This window comes from Pseudomonas sp. 2835 (assembly GCF_050435905.1).
Lineage (GTDB): Bacteria > Pseudomonadota > Gammaproteobacteria > Pseudomonadales > Pseudomonadaceae > Aquipseudomonas.
Map to the genome: position 1 here is coordinate 202,913 of NZ_JBNDLE010000008.1, position 15,844 is coordinate 218,756.

Below are 15,844 nucleotides of genomic sequence, written 5' to 3' on the forward strand. Positions count from 1 at the left end.
GCGGTAGTGATGTCGGGAATGGCTCTACTCTAACCACGACACGCGCACCTGAAAACCGATAAGATTGCGACAACCTGTCAGGAAAACTCACACGTTATGCGCCAGGATCTGCCTCCCCTCAATGCCCTGCGGGCCTTTGAAGCCACTGCCCGGCTCAACAGCGTCAGCCAGGCGGCCGAACAGCTGCACGTTACTCACGGCGCGGTCAGCCGGCAATTGAAGGTGCTTGAAGAACACCTTGGGGTGGCCTTGTTCGTCAAGGAAGGGCGCGGCCTTAAACTCACAGATGCCGGGGTGCGTTTGCGCGATGCCAGCAGTGATGCCTTCGAGCGCTTGCGCGGCGTGTGTGCAGACATCAGCCAGAGCGGCGCCGATGCGCCGTTCGTCCTCGGCTGCTCCGGCAGCCTGCTGGCGCGCTGGTTCATTCCGCGGCTGGGGCGGTTGAAGGCGGATTTGCCGGAGCTTCGCTTGCACCTGTCAGCCGGCGAAGGTGATCTCGACCCACGGCGGCCGGGGCTGGATGCCTTGCTGGTGTTTGCCGAGCCGCCCTGGCCGGCGGATATGCAGGTACACGTGCTGGCCCAGGAGCGCATTGGCCCGGTACTCAGCCCGCACTTTCCCGGGTTCAGCTTCTTGCAGCAGGCGCCAGCCGAGGCGTTGCTGGCGCAAACCCTGTTGCAGACCACTTCTCGCCCGCAAGCCTGGCCAAGCTGGGCCGCACAGCAGGGTATCGACCCGCAGGCATTGCAATACGGGCAGGACTTTGAGCATTTGTATTACTTGCTGGAGGCGGCAGTGGCGGGGCTGGGCGTGGCGATTGCACCGCAACCGCTGGTAGCCGACGACTTGCGCGCCGGACGCCTGGCTGCGCCGTGGGGGTTTTGCGAAACACAAGCCGCGCTGGCCCTGTGGGTGCCGCGACGCGCCGCAGACGGGCGCGCCGAGCAATTGGCCGGCTGGTTGCGCGCGGAGCTTGCGCGCCAGGCCGCTTAGTTACCGCGTTTGCACATCAAATACGCGGCCAGCAGGCCGAGTGCGCCAACGGCGACACCGGCGGTAGTCCACGGGTGCTGCTGCGCGTAATCACGTGTAGCCAGGCCGGTTTCCCGGGTCTTGGTTTTCACTTCTTCATAAGCATCGCTGAGCAGGCTGCGCGAATGGCGCAGGGCATTCTCGGCGTTGCCCTTGAGCGTCTTGAGGGTTTTGCGCGACTCATCCGAGGCGTCGTCCTTGAGGCTTTCCAGTGACTTGAGCAGGCTTTCGATTTCCGCTTCCATGCTTTGCAGCGAAGCTTTACGCAGCGAGGTGTTGGCCATGGTGACTCTCCTTCGAGGTTGAGTTGAGCTGTGTAGGTTCCGACTACAGGCTGTTGGGAAAGTGCAGTCGAACTTTTAGTGGCATTTACCCCTCGCAGGTAAAACAGCCCGGCGCTGCTAGGCTCTATCTCACATTCAAAAAGGAGATTGCTTATGTCTGATCATCATACCTACAAGAAAATCGAACTCGTCGGCTCGTCGCCCACTTCTATTGAAGAGGCGATCAACAATGCCCTGGCTGAGGCAGGCAAGAGCATCAAGCATCTTGAATGGTTCGAGGTGGTCGACACCCGAGGCCATATCAAGGACAACAAGGCCGCGCATTTTCAGGTCACGCTCAAAGTGGGCTTTCGCATCGTCAATAGCTGACACTGCGACACTGGCTTGTGCGGGTCAATTGCGTTACACAGTCCTGAGGCGCCCGGCCTTCCTGGCGCCCTTCTCTATTTTGATCTGAACAAGGAAAGCGATCGATGAAGAAGTTGGTAGTAGCGATAGGTTTGATGACGCTGGCCGGTACCGCGTTGGCGGCCGGCAAGCCATGTGAAGAGTTGAAAGCCGAGATAGCTGCCAAGATCGACGCCAAGGGCGCTAGCGGCTACTCGCTGGAGATCGTCGATAAAGGCGCTGCCGCAGACGGCAAGGTCGTGGGTAGCTGCGAAGGCGGCACCAAGGAAATAGTCTATAAGCGCGGGCGATAGTGTTGAATCCATCGCGGGGCAAGCCCCGCGATAGGGCCCTCAGTTGCCCAGCACCGTCTGGGCCAGCAGCTCATAAGAGCGTATGCGGTCGGCATGCTCATACAGATCGCAGGTGAAGATCAGTTCGTCCGCCTCGGTCTGCTCCAGCAACACCTCAATTTTTGCGCGAATTTTCTCTGGGCTGCCGACCATCGCCAGGCCGAGGAAACTACCTACCGCTTCACGCTCATGAGGCAGCCACAGGCCGTCCATGGTATCCACCGGCGGACGTTGTACCAGGCTTTGCCCGCGCATCAAGGCGAGGATGCGCTGATACACCGAAGTAGCCAGGTAATTGGCCTGTTCATCGGTCTCGGCCGCCACCAGCGGTACGCCAAGCATCACGTAGGGCTTGTCGAGTACCGCCGAAGGCTGGAAGTGGTTGCGGTACACGCGAATTGCCTCGTGCATGTAACGCGGAGCGAAATGTGAGGCGAAGGCGTAGGGCAAGCCGCGCATGCCGGCTAATTGTGCACTGAACAGGCTCGAACCCAGCAGCCAGATCGGTACTTCAGTACCGTAACCCGGCACGGCGATGACTTTCTGCTCCGGAGTTCGCGGGCCCAGGTAGCGCATCAATTCTTCAACGTCATCAGGAAAATCATCGGCACTGCCCGAGCGTTCGCGCCGCAGGGCGCGGGCAGTCAGCTGATCGGAGCCCGGCGCGCGGCCCAGGCCCAGGTCGATTCGCCCGGGATACAGGCTGGCGAGGGTGCCGAACTGTTCGGCGATCACCAGTGGTGCATGGTTGGGCAGCATGACCCCGCCGGCGCCGACACGAATGGTTGAGGTGCCGCCAGCCAGGTAGCTGAGCAGCACCGAGGTTGCGGAACTGGCGATGCCATCCATATTGTGGTGCTCGGCCACCCAGAAGCGGTTGTAGCCGAACTTCTCGACGTGTTGCGCCAGGTCCAGCGAATTGCGCAGGGACTGTGCAGGGCCGCTGTCGGCGCGAACTGGCACCAGGTCGAGGGTGGAAATTTTGATGTCCGCAAGTCGCTTCATGGGCTTTTTAGCCTCCTGGGCAGTCGATTGGCCGCATTTAACCTGCCGGCCTTTCTAGCTCTGTATGGGCACATCTGCAGGAATCAATGCCAGGGTTTGTAATCTGTCTGAACTTGCCTGTGTCAGGGGTCTCTGAATTTAAGGCAAGGCGCGATATCACGCGCCCCAGGGAGCTCAGGAGGCTTTATGAAAAAGACAGCATCGGCTATCTGGCAAGGTGGCTTGAAGGATGGCAAAGGCCTGCTTTCTACCGAAAGTGGCGCGCTTAAACAGAACCCCTATGGCTTTAACACCCGCTTCGAAGGCCAGCCGGGCACCAACCCGGAGGAGTTGATCGGTGCGGCGCATGCAGGCTGCTTCTCCATGGCTCTGTCGATGATGCTTGGTGAGGCCAACTTGACTGCCGAGCGCATCGATACCATTGCTGAAGTGACCCTCGACAAACTGCCAGATGGTTTTGCCATCACCGCCGTGAACTTGATTCTCAAGGCAAAGGTCCCCGGGGCCAGCGAAGCGCAGTTTCTTGAGATTGCCAACAAGGCCAAGGCCGGGTGTCCGGTGTCGAAAGTGCTCAATGCGAAAATCAGCCTGGATGCGACGCTACTGAGCTGAGGCAGAACCGGGACGCGCTTCTTGTGGTCAAATGAGGGTCGGTAGAACGACTGCCGCCACAAGGAGCTATCCCATGATCCGTGTTGCAATCGCTGTGCTGGCTTCGCTGCTGGCAACCTCTGCGCTGGCCGCGACCAAGAACTGTGAAGAGCTCAAGGCTGAGATTGAAGCCAAGATCCAGGCCAACAATGTGAGTTCCTACACCCTGGAAATTGTCAGCAATGACGAAGTCAAAGACCAGAACATGGTGGTTGGCAGCTGTGAAAACGGCACCAAGAAGATCATCTATCAAAAGAATGATCGCTAGGCCTCAGGGCGTGCAGAAGATGTCGTTCGATTCTTCGGCCACGACCTTGCGCTGGGCATCATAGAGGTAGGCGCTGGGCTGCATCGCCGGGGCCCGGGCCTCCAGGCGATAGCGTTGGCCGGCCTGGAAGTGGGCGAACTTGATCGTCAGGTAGCAGGTTCGCTCGGTTGGGTCGGTGCTGAATCCACCGGAATAGATCTCGTAGTCGAACCTCACCACCAGCTCGTGGGCGCCGGGTGTGACCTGGAAAAATCGGCCATCGGTCAGGCGTTTTCCATCGAGCCGCTCTGCCATCAGCACTTTACCCGGGGTGATGGTATAGAGGTCGACCCAGGCCTGTTTGTTATCCACAGGTGGCAGGGGGCTAACGCAAGCTCCCAGGGTACTGATTGCGAGCAGCATCACAGGCTGGCGCATGGCGAACTCCGACGTGCGGGTTACAAAGCATAAGCATAGCGCCATTCACGCCTTTAGGTACGCTGGCAGCCCGCCGGCTGGCCTCTGCCGACCACTTTGCGCTGTTCGTCATAGAGCTTGGCCCAGGGTCGGAACCCGATACTGCCAGCCTCAAGTTGATAGCGCTGGCCGGCACTGAAATCCTTGAACTTCACATTGAGCTGGCAATCGCGCCACAGCGGCTCATCGACGGGGCCGATATTGCTCGGAGTGACCGCAAACAGATAGCGCACGGTCAGCTCATGGCTGCCTGGCTGTACTTCGAAGTAGCGTTTGTCGGCCCAGGCGCGCTCGTCTACTTCGACGGCGTGCAAGGTGTCGTCCTGACCAGGGGCGAGGTCGATCCAAGCCTGATTGGGGTCGGGCGCAGGAAGGCCGGCGCAGCCGGACAGAAGCACAAGAGCGCTGATGACGAGCAGTGTACGCATGGCAAAACTCCAGCCGGGCAGGATAGTCTTGAAGCCGATGAATACTTGAGCGATGACGGGACACCAATGCTTCGACTGTTTTTTTTGTTGCGCTCAAGTCATGGGGCACTCGACCACATTTTTCGCTACTTGGTTCCCCTGTTGGCAATTGGACTGCTGAACGGTTGCACCAGCGTCAGTTACTACGGGCAGCTGGCCAGTGGTCAGTGGCGCTTGCTGCAGGCGCGCCAGCCGGTTGCCGAACTGCTGGCCGACCCGGCCACCGACAGCAAATTGCGCCAGCAGCTGCTGCATGCCGCGCAAGCCCGCGTCTTTGCCAGTGCGCAATTGAAGCTGCCGGACAACCGCAGCTATCGGGTGTATGCCGACATTGGCAGGCCCTTCGTGGTCTGGAACGTGTTCGCCACACCCGAGTTGTCGCTGGAGCCGCAGACCCATTGCTTCCCCATTGCCGGTTGCGTTGCCTATCGCGGCTACTACAGCCAGGGGGCCGCGCGCGGGGCCGCCGCGCTGCAGAAGCAGCAAGGATTGGACGTATATGTTGGCGGCGTCGAGGCCTATTCGACCCTGGGCTGGTTCGACGATCCGATCCTCAGCTCCATGCTTGGCTGGGGTGATGAACGCCTGGCCACGGTGATCTTTCATGAATTGGCCCATCAACGCGTCTATGTGCAGGATGACACCGCGTTCAATGAGTCCTTCGCCACTTTCGTCGAGCAGGAAGGTACTCGCCAATGGCGCACGGCGCGGGGCTTGCCGACGCTGGTCGAGGATGGCGGCCAACACCGCGAGCAGTTCGTTGGCCTGGTGCTGGCCAGTCGCGAACGGCTCAAGGCGTTGTATGCGGCGCCGCTGACCGAACCCGCCAAGCGTGCGGGCAAGCAGGCCGAATTCGAACGCCTGCGCCGCGAATACCGGGCCTTGCGCGATAACCAGTGGGGCGGTGTCGGGCGCTATGACGCCTGGATCAACGCACCGATGAACAATGCCAAGTTGCTACCCTTTGGGTTGTACGACCAGTGGGTGCCGGCGTTCGCTCAGCTGTTTGCCGATGTGGGCGGCGATTGGCAGGTGTTTTATCAGCGAGTAGAAGCTTTCGGGCGGCTACCCCTCGAGCAGCGTCAGCAGGCGCTGAAAAGCATCGCGGGGCAAGCCCGCTCCGACAGTGGGAGCGGGCTTGCCCCGCGATAGGGCCTCAGCCGCGCTGAAAAGCCTGATGCAGTTGCGCCAAGGTCGCAAAGTGGTAGGCCGGCTGCTCCGCCGTCAGCTCTTCATGGCTACCAAAGCCATACCCCACCGCCACCGCTTCCAGGCCGTTGCTGCGGGCGCCGATCAGGTCGTGCTTGCGATCGCCGATCATCAGGGTGTGGGCAGGGTCCAGCGACTCTTCGGCCAGCAGGTGGCGGATGAGTTCGACCTTGTTGGTGCGGGTGCCATCCAGCTCGCTGCCGTAGATCACCTTGAAGTGCTTGGCAAAGTCGAAATGGCGGGCGATCTCGCGGGCAAACTCCCAAGGTTTGGAGGTGGCGATATACAGGGTGCGGCCCTGCCCTTGCAGGGTTTCGAGCATTTCGCTGACGCCGTCGAACACCCGGTTTTCGTACAGGCCGGTGACCTTGAAGCGTTCGCGATAGAAATTCACCGCGTCCCAGGCCTTGGCCTCATCAAAATCATAGAACTGCATGAAGGCCTGCAGCAGCGGCGGGCCGATAAAGTGCTCCAGGCGCGTCAGGTCCGGCTCGTCGATGCCGAGCTTGGCCAGTGCGTACTGGATCGAGCGGGTGATGCCCAGGCGCGGGTCGGTCAGGGTACCGTCGAGGTCGAAGAGGATGTTTTGCTGGTGCATGGCGGTCTCGAAATAGGGCGGTGGACAGGTTCACTCGGGCAGGTGATAGCCTTCGGCCAGATGCTGGTCCTTGAGTTTCACGTAGTTGCCGGCGCTGTAGGGGAAGAACGCGCGCTCCTTCTCGGTCAGGGCGCGGGCCTGCTTGACCGGGCTGCCGACGTACAGAAAACCGCTTTCCAGGCGCTTGCCCGGCGGTACCAGGCTGCCAGCGCCGATGATCACTTCGTCTTCGATGACGGCGCCATCCATGATGGTACTGCCCATGCCGACCAGGATGCGGTTGCCCAGGGTGCAGCCGTGGAGCATGACTTTGTGACCAATGGTTACCTCATCGCCGATCAGCAGCGGGAAACCGTCCGGGTTGAACGGCCCGGCATGGGTGATGTGCAGCACGCTGCCATCCTGCACGCTGGTGCGCGCACCGATGCGGATGCGGTGCATATCGCCGCGGATCACCGTCAATGGCCACACCGAGCTGTCGGCGCCGATCTCGACATCGCCCAGCACCACCGCACTGCGGTCGACAAAGGCGCGTTCGCCAAGCCTGGGAGTGTGATGCTGGAAGCTGCGGATGGCCATGATAGGAATTCTCTTTGGTATGGATAGGGCTGCGGACGGCGTCGATTGTAATTAAGATGGGGAAGTGTTTCTTCTGCCAAGGTGTTTAACCGTGAGTGCGAACAACCCGCTTCTGCAGTCTTATGACTTGCCGCCCTTCTCGGCGATCCGTGCCGAGCATGTGCAGCCGGCGATTGAACAGATCCTGGCCGACAACCGTACAGCCATTGCCGACATTCTCAAGGTCCAGGGCAAGAGCCCAAGCTGGGCCGGCCTGATCCTGGCCATGGACGAACTCAACGACCGCCTCGGCGCCGCCTGGAGCCCGGTCAGCCACCTCAACGCCGTGTGCAACAGCGCCGAACTGCGCGAAGCCTACGAGGCTTGCCTGCCGGCGTTGAGCGCCTATGCCACCGAAATGGGCCAGAACCGCGAGCTGTTCCAGGCCTATGAGGCATTGATCGCCAGCCCCGAAGCCGCCGGCTTCGATGTGGCGCAAAAGACTATTCTCGAACATGCCCTGCGTGACTTCCGCCTGTCGGGTATCGACCTGCCGGCCGAAAAGCAGCAGCGTTATGCGCAAGTGCAGAGCAAGCTCAGCGAGTTGGGCAGCCGTTTCTCCAACCAGTTGCTGGACGCCACCCAGGCCTGGACCAAGCATGTCAGCGACGAAGCGGCGCTTGCCGGCCTGACCGATTCGGCCAAGGCGCAGATGGCCGCCGCGGCGCAGGCCAAGGGCCTCGACGGCTGGTTGATCAGCCTGGAGTTCCCCAGCTACTACGCGGTAATGACCTACGCCGAAGACCGCGCCCTGCGTGAAGAAATCTACGCCGCCTACTGCACCCGTGCCTCCGACCAGGGCCCGAATGCCGGCCAGTTCGACAACGGCCCGGTGATGGCCGAGATCCTTGACCTGCGTCAGGAGCTGGCTCAACTGCTCGGTTACGCCAACTTCGCCGAGTTGAGCCTGGCGACCAAGATGGCCGAGTCCAGCGACCAGGTGCTGAGCTTCCTGCGTGACCTGGCCAAGCGTAGCAAGCCATTCGCCACCCAGGACCTGGCCCAGCTCAAGGCCTATGCCGCCGAGCAGGGTTGCCCGGACCTGCAGAGCTGGGACAGCGGCTTCTACGGGGAAAAACTCCGTGAACAGCGCTACAGCGTTTCTCAGGAAACCCTGCGCGCCTACTTCCCGATCGACAAGGTGCTGAGCGGCCTGTTCACCATCGTCCAGCGCCTGTACGGCATCGAGATTGCCGAACTCAAGGGCTTCGACAGCTGGCACCCGGACGTGCGCCTGTTCGAAATCAAAGAGAACGGCCAGCACGTCGGGCGTTTCTTTTTCGACCTCTATGCCCGCGCCAACAAGCGTGGCGGTGCCTGGATGGACGGCGCCCGCGACCGTCGCCTGACCGCTGACGGCCAGCTGCAAAGCCCGGTGGCCAACCTGGTGTGCAACTTCACTCCGGCCGCCCCTGGCAAGCCGGCGCTGCTGACTCACGACGAAGTCACCACCCTGTTCCACGAGTTCGGCCATGGCCTGCATCACTTGCTGACCCGCATCGAACATGCCGGTGTCTCCGGTATCAACGGCGTGGCCTGGGATGCGGTCGAGCTGCCGAGCCAGTTCATGGAAAACTGGTGCTGGGAGCCTGAAGGCCTGGCGCTGATTTCTGGCCACTTCGAGACTGGCGCGCCTCTGCCGCAGGACTTGCTGGAGAAAATGCTGGCGGCGAAGAACTTCCAGTCCGGGCTGATGATGGTCCGCCAGCTGGAATTCTCGCTGTTCGACTTCGAACTGCACGCCAGCCACGGCGACGGCCGCGGTGTACTGCAAGTGCTCGAAGGCATCCGCGACGAGGTCTCGGTCATGCGCCCACCGGCGTACAACCGCTTCCCCAACAGCTTTGCGCATATCTTCGCCGGTGGTTATGCAGCCGGTTACTACAGCTACAAGTGGGCTGAAGTACTGTCGGCCGACGCCTTCTCGCGCTTTGAAGAAGAAGGTGTGCTCAATGCCGACACCGGTCGGGCCTTTCGCGAAGCGATCCTCGCCCGTGGCGGTTCCCAGGAGCCGATGCTGCTGTTCGTCGACTTCCGTGGCCGTGAGCCGTCAATCGATGCACTCTTGCGCCACAGTGGCCTGAGTGAGGAAGTGGCGGCATGAGTGATGGGCCTGTGGTAACGAAAAAGCGCTTTATCGCCGGGGCGGTGTGCCCGGCGTGCAGCGAGCCGGACAAACTGATGATGTGGAGCGAAGACAGCGTTCCGCACCGTGAATGCGTGGCCTGCGGTTTTTCCGACACCCTTAACGAGCAAGGGCTGTCGGTGCCCAAGGAACTGGGTACGCGGGTCAACAAGGTCGAGGTGAAACCTGCCGCGACCACGGTGCAGACGGTGCAGTTCTTCCCCAATCCGAAGTTGAAGAAGCCAACCGAGTAAACGCGCCAGCGCCAGCATTTTCGGCTGGCGCCCAGCGGTACTGGAATCGAACGCTAGCCCCGTGTACTGTATATAAAAACAGTATTCGGGGTTTTTCATGTTCAATCCTCAAGGACCGGTGCGGGGTCGTGGCACCGCGAGCAATCCCCATAACCGCTTCGCCCCGAATCGCTCGGTGGCCGAGGATGACGGTTGGTACCAGGAAGTGCCCCTGACTCAAGGCACCGAAGTACGCATCGAAACCGCCAAGACCATCATCACCCGCAACAACTCACCCGACCTGCCCTTCGATCGCTCGATCAATCCCTATCGCGGCTGCGAACACGGCTGTATCTACTGCTATGCCCGGCCCAGCCACGCTTACTGGGACCTGTCGCCGGGGCTCGACTTCGAAACCAAGCTGATTGCCAAGACCAATGCCGCCGCCGTGCTCGAACAGCAATTGAGCAAGCCGGGCTATGTGTGCGCGCCGATCAACCTGGGTTCCAACACCGACCCCTACCAGCCCATCGAACGCGAGCAACAGCTGACCCGGCGCCTGCTCGAAGTGCTGCTGCGCTATCGGCACCCGGTCACCATCGTCACCAAGGGCTCATTGATTCTGCGCGACCTGGACCTGCTCGCGGAGCTTGCCCGGCAGAACCTGGTGCAGGTGATGATCAGCCTGACCACCCTGGACGACGAGCTCAAGCGTACGCTGGAGCCACGGGCCGCGGCGCCCAAGGCACGGCTGCGGGCTATCCGGGTGCTGACCGAGGCCGGTGTTCCGGTGGGCGTGTTGTGCTCGCCGATGATCCCGATGATCAACGACAGCGAGCTTGAGCACTTGCTCGAAGCGGCCAAGGACAATGGCGCCCTGAGTGCGGCTTACATGATGTTGCGCCTGCCGCTGGAGGTGGCACCCTTATTTGGGCAATGGCTGCAAGATCATTACCCGCAACGGGCCAATCATGTACTTAGCCTGATCCGCCAGAGCCGCGGCGGTGAGTTGTACGACAGCCGCTTCGGCGCGCGCATGCGCGGCGAAGGGGTATTTGCCGAGTTGCTGGCGCAACGCTTCAGCAAGGCGATCCGCCGCCTGGGGCTCAACCGGCGCGAAGGCTACGCCCTTGATTGCACTGCGTTTTGCCCCCCTGGCGGGCAAATGTCGCTGCTCTGATTTCATTAATGGGTATTGGCCATTAATGTTTTTTTGCTATTATCCAGGCACCTCTTTGAATCTCTGGAACGCCCGTTCTAGAGCCTCGCAATTCAGTTTGAGTTAAGTTTCGCCGAGTAGCGTAGGAATTCAGTCAACAACTGATGTGATGGTTGGCGCGCGTATTTCATCCAACTGTCATACGCCGTTTGAATCATCAACCCGGTAAAATGGACTTAACCAAAAACCGTCAAAGAGGATGAATCATGCCCGTCAAGGACCCATCCAAGGTTGTCCCGCAAGCACCTGCCGAGAGCGCCGATGCCGCTCTGAAGCATATCGTCGACGGCTTCCTGCGCTTCCATCATGACGTTTTCCCCGAGCAGCAAGAGCTGTTCAAGAAACTCGCCACCGCGCAAAAGCCTCGAGCGATGTTCATCACCTGTGCCGACTCGCGCATCGTGCCCGAATTGATTACCCAGAGCTCCCCTGGCGACCTGTTCGTGACCCGCAACGTCGGTAACGTCGTGCCTCCTTATGGGCAGATGAACGGCGGTGTGTCCACCGCTATCGAATATGCGGTGCTGGCCCTGGGCGTACACCACATCATCGTCTGCGGTCATTCCGATTGTGGCGCCATGCGCGCAGTGCTCAACCCGCAGAGCCTGGAGAAAATGCCGACGGTCAAAGCCTGGCTGCGTCATGCCGAGGTCGCTCGTACGGTGGTTGAAGACAACTGCTCCTGTGGCAGCGAGCATGAGAGCATGCAGGTGCTGACCAAGGAAAACGTCATCGCCCAGTTGCACCACTTGCGCACCCACCCGTCGGTGGCTTCGCGCCTGGCAGCGGGCCAGCTGTACATCCATGGCTGGATCTACGACATCGAAAGCAGCCAGATCGAGGCCTATGACGCCGCAAGCGACAGCTTCCTGCCCCTTGCCCAAGGCCAGCCGATCCCCTGCGCAACACCGAGAGGGCGCTACTAAGCGTCCCTGACACCCCCGCAAACCGCTGATTGACGGCTGCACCTGACTGGTGCGGCCTGGTCATCGGCTGCCTTGAATTTCCCTGACTGCCTTGCCGGCGCCCGCTGGCGGCGCGCGGCTGCGCGTAAGTCAGGGGTTGTGCCAGCGGCCATTGGAATGGCCATGAAACGTGAGAGAAGGAGAGACAGGGTGAACAAGACACAAGTGAAAGCGGCCTTGCCGCGTGAATTACTGGCTTCGGTAGTCGTGTTTCTGGTCGCCCTGCCCTTGTGCATGGGCATCGCCATCGCCTCGGGCATGCCACCGGCGAAGGGCCTGATTACCGGGATCATCGGCGGTATCGTCGTCGGCTGGCTGGCCGGCTCGCCGTTGCAGGTCAGCGGTCCGGCCGCTGGCCTGGCGGTGCTGGTATTCGAGCTGGTGCGCCAGCATGGCGTGGCTATGCTCGGCCCGATCCTGCTGTTGGCCGGTCTGTTGCAGCTGCTCGCCGGGCGCTTGCGCCTGGGCTGCTGGTTCCGGGTCACGGCACCGGCGGTGGTTTACGGCATGCTCGCTGGTATCGGTGTGCTGATTGTCTTGTCTCAAGTGCATGTGATGTTCGACAGCGCCCCGCAACCGTCGGGCCTGGCCAATCTATTGGGCTTTCCGGCGACCCTGACCCAGGCACTGCCGCTGCAAAGCCCGGGCAATGGCTGGCAAGCCGGTGCGCTGGGGCTTGGCACCATCGCCATCATGTGGGGTTGGGAGCGTTTGCGCCCGCAGTCGCTGCGCTTCGTGCCGGGTGCTCTGCTCGGCGTGGCCTTGATGACCGTGATCAGCATCTGGTTGGCATTGCCGGTGAATCGCGTCGAAGTACCGGCGAACCTCAGCGAAGCCATCGACTGGCTGCGCCCGGCTGACCTGCTCAACCTCGCCGACCCCAACCTGCTGGTCGCCGCCTTTGCCCTGGCCTTTATCGCCAGCGCCGAAACCCTGCTTTCTGCTGCCGCCGTCGATCGCATGCACAACGGTCAGCGCTCGGACTTCGACCGCGAACTATCGGCCCAGGGCCTGGGCAATATGCTCTGTGGCGTACTGGGTGCATTGCCGATGACCGGGGTTATCGTGCGCAGCTCGGCCAACGTTCAGGCTGGGGCGCAGACGCGCCTGTCGGCGATCCTGCACGGGGTCTGGTTGCTGGGGTTCGTAGTGGTGCTCAGCAGCGTGCTGCAGCAGATACCGGTGGCGAGCCTGGCGGGCGTGCTGGTCTATACCGGGATCAAGCTGGTCGACTTCAAGGCCTTTCGCGGGCTGGGGCGCTATGGCCGGATGCCGATGTTCACCTACGCGGCGACAGCGCTGGCGATCATCTTCACCGACCTGCTGACCGGCGTACTCCTCGGTTTTGCCCTGACCCTGCTGAAGCTGGCGCTCAAGGCCGCACGCCTGAAAATCAGCGTGGTCAGCCTTGAGCAAGCGGGCCACCTGGAGCTGCGCCTGAGCGGCGCGGCAACCTTTCTCAAGGTGCCGGCACTGGCCCAGGCGCTTGAAGGGATACCTTCCGGGACTACCCTGCATGTGCCGCTGGCCAACCTCAGCTACATCGACCACTCCTGCCTGGAGCTGCTCGAGGACTGGGGGCGGGCCAATGCCGGCAAGGGCTCGCGGCTGCTGATCGAGCAGCGGCGGCTCAAGCGCCGGGTCGAGGGGCGAGTGCGGACGACGGCGGGGTTGGGGGCCTGATCTGGATTCAGCGGTGTTGCCATCGCTGGCAATGCCAGCTCCCACACCTCGCTCAGGCTCTGCACTGAACCGGTGGGAGCCGGCCTTGCCGGCGATGCTGGCGCATCAGCGTCAAGCCGATTGATCCAGCTCCAGGCCCACACCCAGCTGACGCGACAGGCACGGCCAGCGCTTCCAGGCTTCGCCGGTTTCCGGGCTGCTGAGCTTCTCGCGGTATTGCTCGACCGACTCAAGGGCAAAGCTCTCGTCATTGAGCATCTCATCCACCGAGTGGTGCACCACTTCATCCAGCTGGTTGGCAAAGTCCTCACCAATCAGTTGATGGGCGATCAGGTTGGCCACGGTGGTATCCAGCGGGATCAATGGCTGGTTGAAGTGCTTGATGTACAAATCGTTAACTTCTTCCACCAGGCGGTGGGCCAGGTAGGCCTCATCCAGTAGGCAGCCCAGGCCCAGGTGGGTATTGGTGATGGCGGGCGGTTGCAGGAAATACTGCTCGGCGATTTTCAGCACCGGTTTGATCTGCGACTCGATGCCGGCCTCACGGGCAACCTCATTGGCCGCTTCCAGCAGTTCGGGGACCTGGTCGATATAGGCACCGACGAAGCGCGCAAGGGCGCCTTGCGCATCGGCCTGTGGCAGATGAATCGAAGGGTGCAGGTGGGGCAGTTGGTTTTCCAGTTGATTTTTAAGTTGGCCGGTTTCGGTCTCATGTTGACGGGCACGGGTGATCTGCTCGCGCAAAGCGGCGATGTTCATGACAACTCCAGGGTAAAGGCGTGACAAACGGAAGACATAAGGTAGCTCGGTTCTGAAAATGCCTAAGACGCATTTGGCATAACCATTAACAACTTAATATTCGCCGATTATATCGAAATGCCATCATTGTGCCCCAAGCCAGGTAATTCGCGGCTTTGCGCGCAAACGTTCAACTTCTGCCGATGTTTTCCCTGTGTGCATTGCGAGGCCGGGGTCGCTGTCTATACTCCGGTTTGAAAGTGATTCGCTGATGAGGCCCGACTGCAGTTCGCAGGGGCTCGGTCGTCGAAGTTCGCAGTCTTGGCCGCCGTACCCTTAGCCGTAGGTCCACGCCTCCGGGATAACAAGAACGATAAGGGGAACCCGCAATGATGCGACATCCACATGTCTGGATGGGCCTCCTGTTGTGGTCGGTATTCGGTCAGGCGCACGCCGCCTGGACCGTGAACATGGCGCCAGGGGCGACTGAAGTCAGCAATGCAGTGTTCGACCTGCACATGACCATTTTCTGGATCTGCGTGATCATCGGCCTGGTGGTCTTTGGCGCAATGTTCTGGTCGATGATCATCCACCGTCGTTCTACCGGCCAGCAGCCCGCGCATTTTCACGAGCACACCTGGGTCGAGATCATGTGGACGGTGGTGCCGTTCCTGATCCTGGTGGCAATGGCCATCCCGGCGACCAAGACCCTGATCGACATCTACGATGCCAGCGAGTCGGACGTCGATATCCAGGTCACTGGCTACCAGTGGAAATGGCACTACAAATACCTGGGGCAGGACGTCGAGTTCTTCAGCAACCTGGCCACTCCCGCCGAACAGATCCATAACAAAGCGCCCAAGGACGAGCACTACCTGCTCGAAGTCGATCAGCCACTGGTGCTGCCGGTGGGGGCCAAGGTGCGCTTTCTGGTGACCGCCGCCGATGTTATCCACTCCTGGTGGGTACCGGCTTTCGCGGTCAAGCGCGATGCCATTCCCGGCTTCGTCAACGAAGCCTGGACCCGGGTCGAGAAGCCCGGCATCTATCGCGGCCAATGCACCGAGCTGTGCGGCAAGGACCACGGATTTATGCCGGTGGTGGTCGAGGTCAAGTCCAAGGCCGACTACGACACCTGGCTTGGCGAGCGCAAGGCCGAGGCGGCCAAGCTCAAGGAGCTGACCAGCAAGGAATGGACCCTGCAAGAGCTGGTCGAGCGCGGCGACAAGGTTTACCACACCACTTGCGTGGCCTGTCACCAGGCCGAAGGCCAGGGCCTGCCGCCGATGTTCCCGGCGCTCAAGGGCTCGAAAATTGCCACCGGGCCGAAGGAAGACCACCTGAGCATCGTCTTCCACGGCAAGCCGGGCACGGCCATGGCCGCTTTCGGCAAGCAGCTCTCGGAAGTCGATATCGCCGCCGTAGTGACCTACGAACGTAATGCCTGGGGCAACAACAAGGGCGACATGGTCACGCCAAAAGACGTGCTGGCGATCAAACAGGCAGAAAGCAAATGAGCCGGGTTGATGCCTATCCGCGCCCCCGCCACCGGA

19 protein-coding genes are annotated in these 15,844 nt (G+C 61.2%); 12 read left to right on the top strand and 7 right to left on the bottom strand.

The features are described 5' to 3' along the window. The first annotated feature begins 96 nt into the window (after nucleotides 1–96). Nucleotides 97–993 (top strand): LysR family transcriptional regulator, encoded by an 897-nt coding sequence (locus ABIE20_RS14325; RefSeq protein ID WP_429505624.1) that lies wholly within the window; start codon nucleotides 97–99, stop codon nucleotides 991–993. Here the strand turns inward: ABIE20_RS14325 and ABIE20_RS14330 are convergent. After that, a complete protein-coding gene (locus ABIE20_RS14330) occupies nucleotides 990–1,316 on the bottom strand; it encodes a DUF883 family protein (RefSeq protein ID WP_429505625.1) in 327 nt (108 codons plus the stop codon). The genes ABIE20_RS14325 and ABIE20_RS14330 overlap by 4 nt on opposite strands. Nucleotides 1,317–1,469: 153 nt before the next feature. On the opposite strand from ABIE20_RS14330, the gene ABIE20_RS14335 reads away from it, so the two are divergent. Then, the gene (locus tag ABIE20_RS14335) at nucleotides 1,470–1,685 is read left to right on the top strand and encodes a dodecin (RefSeq protein ID WP_010222667.1); all 216 of its coding nucleotides are present in this window, start codon (nucleotides 1,470–1,472) and stop codon (nucleotides 1,683–1,685) included. 104 nt (nucleotides 1,686–1,789) lie between these two features. Then, nucleotides 1,790–2,017: a DUF1161 domain-containing protein gene (locus ABIE20_RS14340; RefSeq protein WP_429505626.1), complete on the top strand. Its 228-nt coding sequence runs from the start codon at nucleotides 1,790–1,792 to the stop codon at nucleotides 2,015–2,017. Between the two features lie 39 nt (nucleotides 2,018–2,056). On the opposite strand, the gene ABIE20_RS14345 is transcribed toward ABIE20_RS14340, so the two are convergent. Next, on the bottom strand, nucleotides 2,057–3,061 hold the full coding sequence (locus ABIE20_RS14345) for an LLM class flavin-dependent oxidoreductase (protein WP_429505627.1): 1,005 nt from the start codon (nucleotides 3,059–3,061) through the stop codon (nucleotides 2,057–2,059). A 186-nt stretch (nucleotides 3,062–3,247) separates the two neighbouring features. On the opposite strand from ABIE20_RS14345, the gene ABIE20_RS14350 reads away from it, so the two are divergent. Both ABIE20_RS14350 and ABIE20_RS14355 read left to right on the top strand, forming a co-directional pair. Next, the gene (locus ABIE20_RS14350; protein ID WP_429505628.1) at nucleotides 3,248–3,673 is read left to right on the top strand and encodes an OsmC family protein; all 426 of its coding nucleotides are present in this window, start codon (nucleotides 3,248–3,250) and stop codon (nucleotides 3,671–3,673) included. A 73-nt stretch (nucleotides 3,674–3,746) separates the two neighbouring features. Continuing rightward, a complete protein-coding gene (locus ABIE20_RS14355; RefSeq protein WP_038997857.1) occupies nucleotides 3,747–3,980 on the top strand; it encodes a DUF1161 domain-containing protein in 234 nt (77 codons plus the stop codon). A 3-nt stretch (nucleotides 3,981–3,983) separates the two neighbouring features. Here ABIE20_RS14355 and ABIE20_RS14360 read toward each other — a convergent pair whose 3' ends face one another. Then, complete coding sequence (locus tag ABIE20_RS14360) at nucleotides 3,984–4,397, bottom strand: hypothetical protein (RefSeq protein WP_429505629.1); 414 nt, start codon at nucleotides 4,395–4,397, stop codon at nucleotides 3,984–3,986. Between the two features lie 53 nt (nucleotides 4,398–4,450). Continuing rightward, entirely contained in the window at nucleotides 4,451–4,864 is a 414-nt protein-coding gene (locus ABIE20_RS14365; RefSeq protein WP_429505630.1) for a hypothetical protein, read from the bottom strand. Nucleotides 4,865–4,948: 84 nt separating this feature from the next. On the opposite strand from ABIE20_RS14365, the gene ABIE20_RS14370 reads away from it, so the two are divergent. Next, nucleotides 4,949–6,055, top strand: a complete 1,107-nt coding sequence (locus tag ABIE20_RS14370) for an aminopeptidase (protein ID WP_429505689.1) — start codon at nucleotides 4,949–4,951, stop codon at nucleotides 6,053–6,055. A gap of 4 nt (nucleotides 6,056–6,059) precedes the next feature. Here the strand turns inward: ABIE20_RS14370 and ABIE20_RS14375 are convergent, their stop codons facing one another. Then, nucleotides 6,060–6,710 (bottom strand): HAD family hydrolase, encoded by a 651-nt coding sequence (locus ABIE20_RS14375; RefSeq protein ID WP_429505631.1) that lies wholly within the window; start codon nucleotides 6,708–6,710, stop codon nucleotides 6,060–6,062. A 30-nt stretch (nucleotides 6,711–6,740) separates the two neighbouring features. Continuing rightward, complete coding sequence (locus ABIE20_RS14380) at nucleotides 6,741–7,289, bottom strand: gamma carbonic anhydrase family protein (RefSeq protein ID WP_429505632.1); 549 nt, start codon at nucleotides 7,287–7,289, stop codon at nucleotides 6,741–6,743. Between the two features lie 91 nt (nucleotides 7,290–7,380). Here ABIE20_RS14380 and prlC point away from each other — a divergent pair, with 91 nt between their 5' ends. From prlC to ABIE20_RS14405, 5 genes are all read left to right on the top strand, one after another. Further along, on the top strand, nucleotides 7,381–9,432 hold the full coding sequence (gene prlC, locus ABIE20_RS14385; RefSeq protein WP_429505633.1) for an oligopeptidase A: 2,052 nt from the start codon (nucleotides 7,381–7,383) through the stop codon (nucleotides 9,430–9,432). Then, nucleotides 9,429–9,707, top strand: a complete 279-nt coding sequence (locus ABIE20_RS14390) for a YheV family putative zinc ribbon protein (protein WP_123567046.1) — start codon at nucleotides 9,429–9,431, stop codon at nucleotides 9,705–9,707. The genes prlC and ABIE20_RS14390 overlap by 4 nt, the downstream gene beginning before the upstream one ends. 97 nt (nucleotides 9,708–9,804) lie before the next feature. Further along, nucleotides 9,805–10,866: a PA0069 family radical SAM protein gene (locus tag ABIE20_RS14395; protein ID WP_429505634.1), complete on the top strand. Its 1,062-nt coding sequence runs from the start codon at nucleotides 9,805–9,807 to the stop codon at nucleotides 10,864–10,866. A gap of 245 nt (nucleotides 10,867–11,111) precedes the next feature. Then, nucleotides 11,112–11,831, top strand: coding sequence for a carbonic anhydrase (locus ABIE20_RS14400; RefSeq protein WP_429505635.1), 720 nt, complete (start codon nucleotides 11,112–11,114; stop codon nucleotides 11,829–11,831). A gap of 162 nt (nucleotides 11,832–11,993) precedes the next feature. Continuing rightward, a complete protein-coding gene (locus tag ABIE20_RS14405; protein WP_429505636.1) occupies nucleotides 11,994–13,553 on the top strand; it encodes a SulP family inorganic anion transporter in 1,560 nt (519 codons plus the stop codon). 111 nt (nucleotides 13,554–13,664) lie between these two features. On the opposite strand, the gene ABIE20_RS14410 is transcribed toward ABIE20_RS14405, so the two are convergent. Continuing rightward, nucleotides 13,665–14,312 (bottom strand): hypothetical protein, encoded by a 648-nt coding sequence (locus tag ABIE20_RS14410; RefSeq protein WP_429505637.1) that lies wholly within the window; start codon nucleotides 14,310–14,312, stop codon nucleotides 13,665–13,667. Nucleotides 14,313–14,680: 368 nt separating this feature from the next. Between ABIE20_RS14410 and coxB the strand changes: the two genes are divergently transcribed. Beyond that, the gene (gene coxB, locus ABIE20_RS14415; RefSeq protein WP_429505638.1) at nucleotides 14,681–15,808 is read left to right on the top strand and encodes a cytochrome c oxidase subunit II; all 1,128 of its coding nucleotides are present in this window, start codon (nucleotides 14,681–14,683) and stop codon (nucleotides 15,806–15,808) included. Nucleotides 15,809–15,844 lie beyond the last annotated feature (36 nt).

Excerpts from the sequence above, each read along its gene's own strand:
- ABIE20_RS14325 (WP_429505624.1), top strand. The coding sequence starts at position 97 with ATGCGCCAGGATCTGCCTCCCCTCAATGCCCTGCGGGCCTTTGAAGCC.
- ABIE20_RS14330 (WP_429505625.1), bottom strand. The coding sequence starts at position 1,316 with ATGGCCAACACCTCGCTGCGTAAAGCTTCGCTGCAAAGCATGGAAGCG.
- ABIE20_RS14335 (WP_010222667.1), top strand. The coding sequence starts at position 1,470 with ATGTCTGATCATCATACCTACAAGAAAATCGAACTCGTCGGCTCGTCG.
- ABIE20_RS14340 (WP_429505626.1), top strand. The coding sequence starts at position 1,790 with ATGAAGAAGTTGGTAGTAGCGATAGGTTTGATGACGCTGGCCGGTACC.
- ABIE20_RS14345 (WP_429505627.1), bottom strand. The coding sequence starts at position 3,061 with ATGAAGCGACTTGCGGACATCAAAATTTCCACCCTCGACCTGGTGCCA.
- ABIE20_RS14350 (WP_429505628.1), top strand. The coding sequence starts at position 3,248 with ATGAAAAAGACAGCATCGGCTATCTGGCAAGGTGGCTTGAAGGATGGC.
- ABIE20_RS14355 (WP_038997857.1), top strand. The coding sequence starts at position 3,747 with ATGATCCGTGTTGCAATCGCTGTGCTGGCTTCGCTGCTGGCAACCTCT.
- ABIE20_RS14360 (WP_429505629.1), bottom strand. The coding sequence starts at position 4,397 with ATGCGCCAGCCTGTGATGCTGCTCGCAATCAGTACCCTGGGAGCTTGC.
- ABIE20_RS14365 (WP_429505630.1), bottom strand. The coding sequence starts at position 4,864 with ATGCGTACACTGCTCGTCATCAGCGCTCTTGTGCTTCTGTCCGGCTGC.
- ABIE20_RS14375 (WP_429505631.1), bottom strand. The coding sequence starts at position 6,710 with ATGCACCAGCAAAACATCCTCTTCGACCTCGACGGTACCCTGACCGAC.
- ABIE20_RS14380 (WP_429505632.1), bottom strand. The coding sequence starts at position 7,289 with ATGGCCATCCGCAGCTTCCAGCATCACACTCCCAGGCTTGGCGAACGC.
- ABIE20_RS14390 (WP_123567046.1), top strand. The coding sequence starts at position 9,429 with ATGAGTGATGGGCCTGTGGTAACGAAAAAGCGCTTTATCGCCGGGGCG.
- ABIE20_RS14395 (WP_429505634.1), top strand. The coding sequence starts at position 9,805 with ATGTTCAATCCTCAAGGACCGGTGCGGGGTCGTGGCACCGCGAGCAAT.
- ABIE20_RS14400 (WP_429505635.1), top strand. The coding sequence starts at position 11,112 with ATGCCCGTCAAGGACCCATCCAAGGTTGTCCCGCAAGCACCTGCCGAG.
- ABIE20_RS14405 (WP_429505636.1), top strand. The coding sequence starts at position 11,994 with ATGAAACGTGAGAGAAGGAGAGACAGGGTGAACAAGACACAAGTGAAA.
- ABIE20_RS14410 (WP_429505637.1), bottom strand. The coding sequence starts at position 14,312 with ATGAACATCGCCGCTTTGCGCGAGCAGATCACCCGTGCCCGTCAACAT.
- coxB (WP_429505638.1), top strand. The coding sequence starts at position 14,681 with ATGATGCGACATCCACATGTCTGGATGGGCCTCCTGTTGTGGTCGGTA.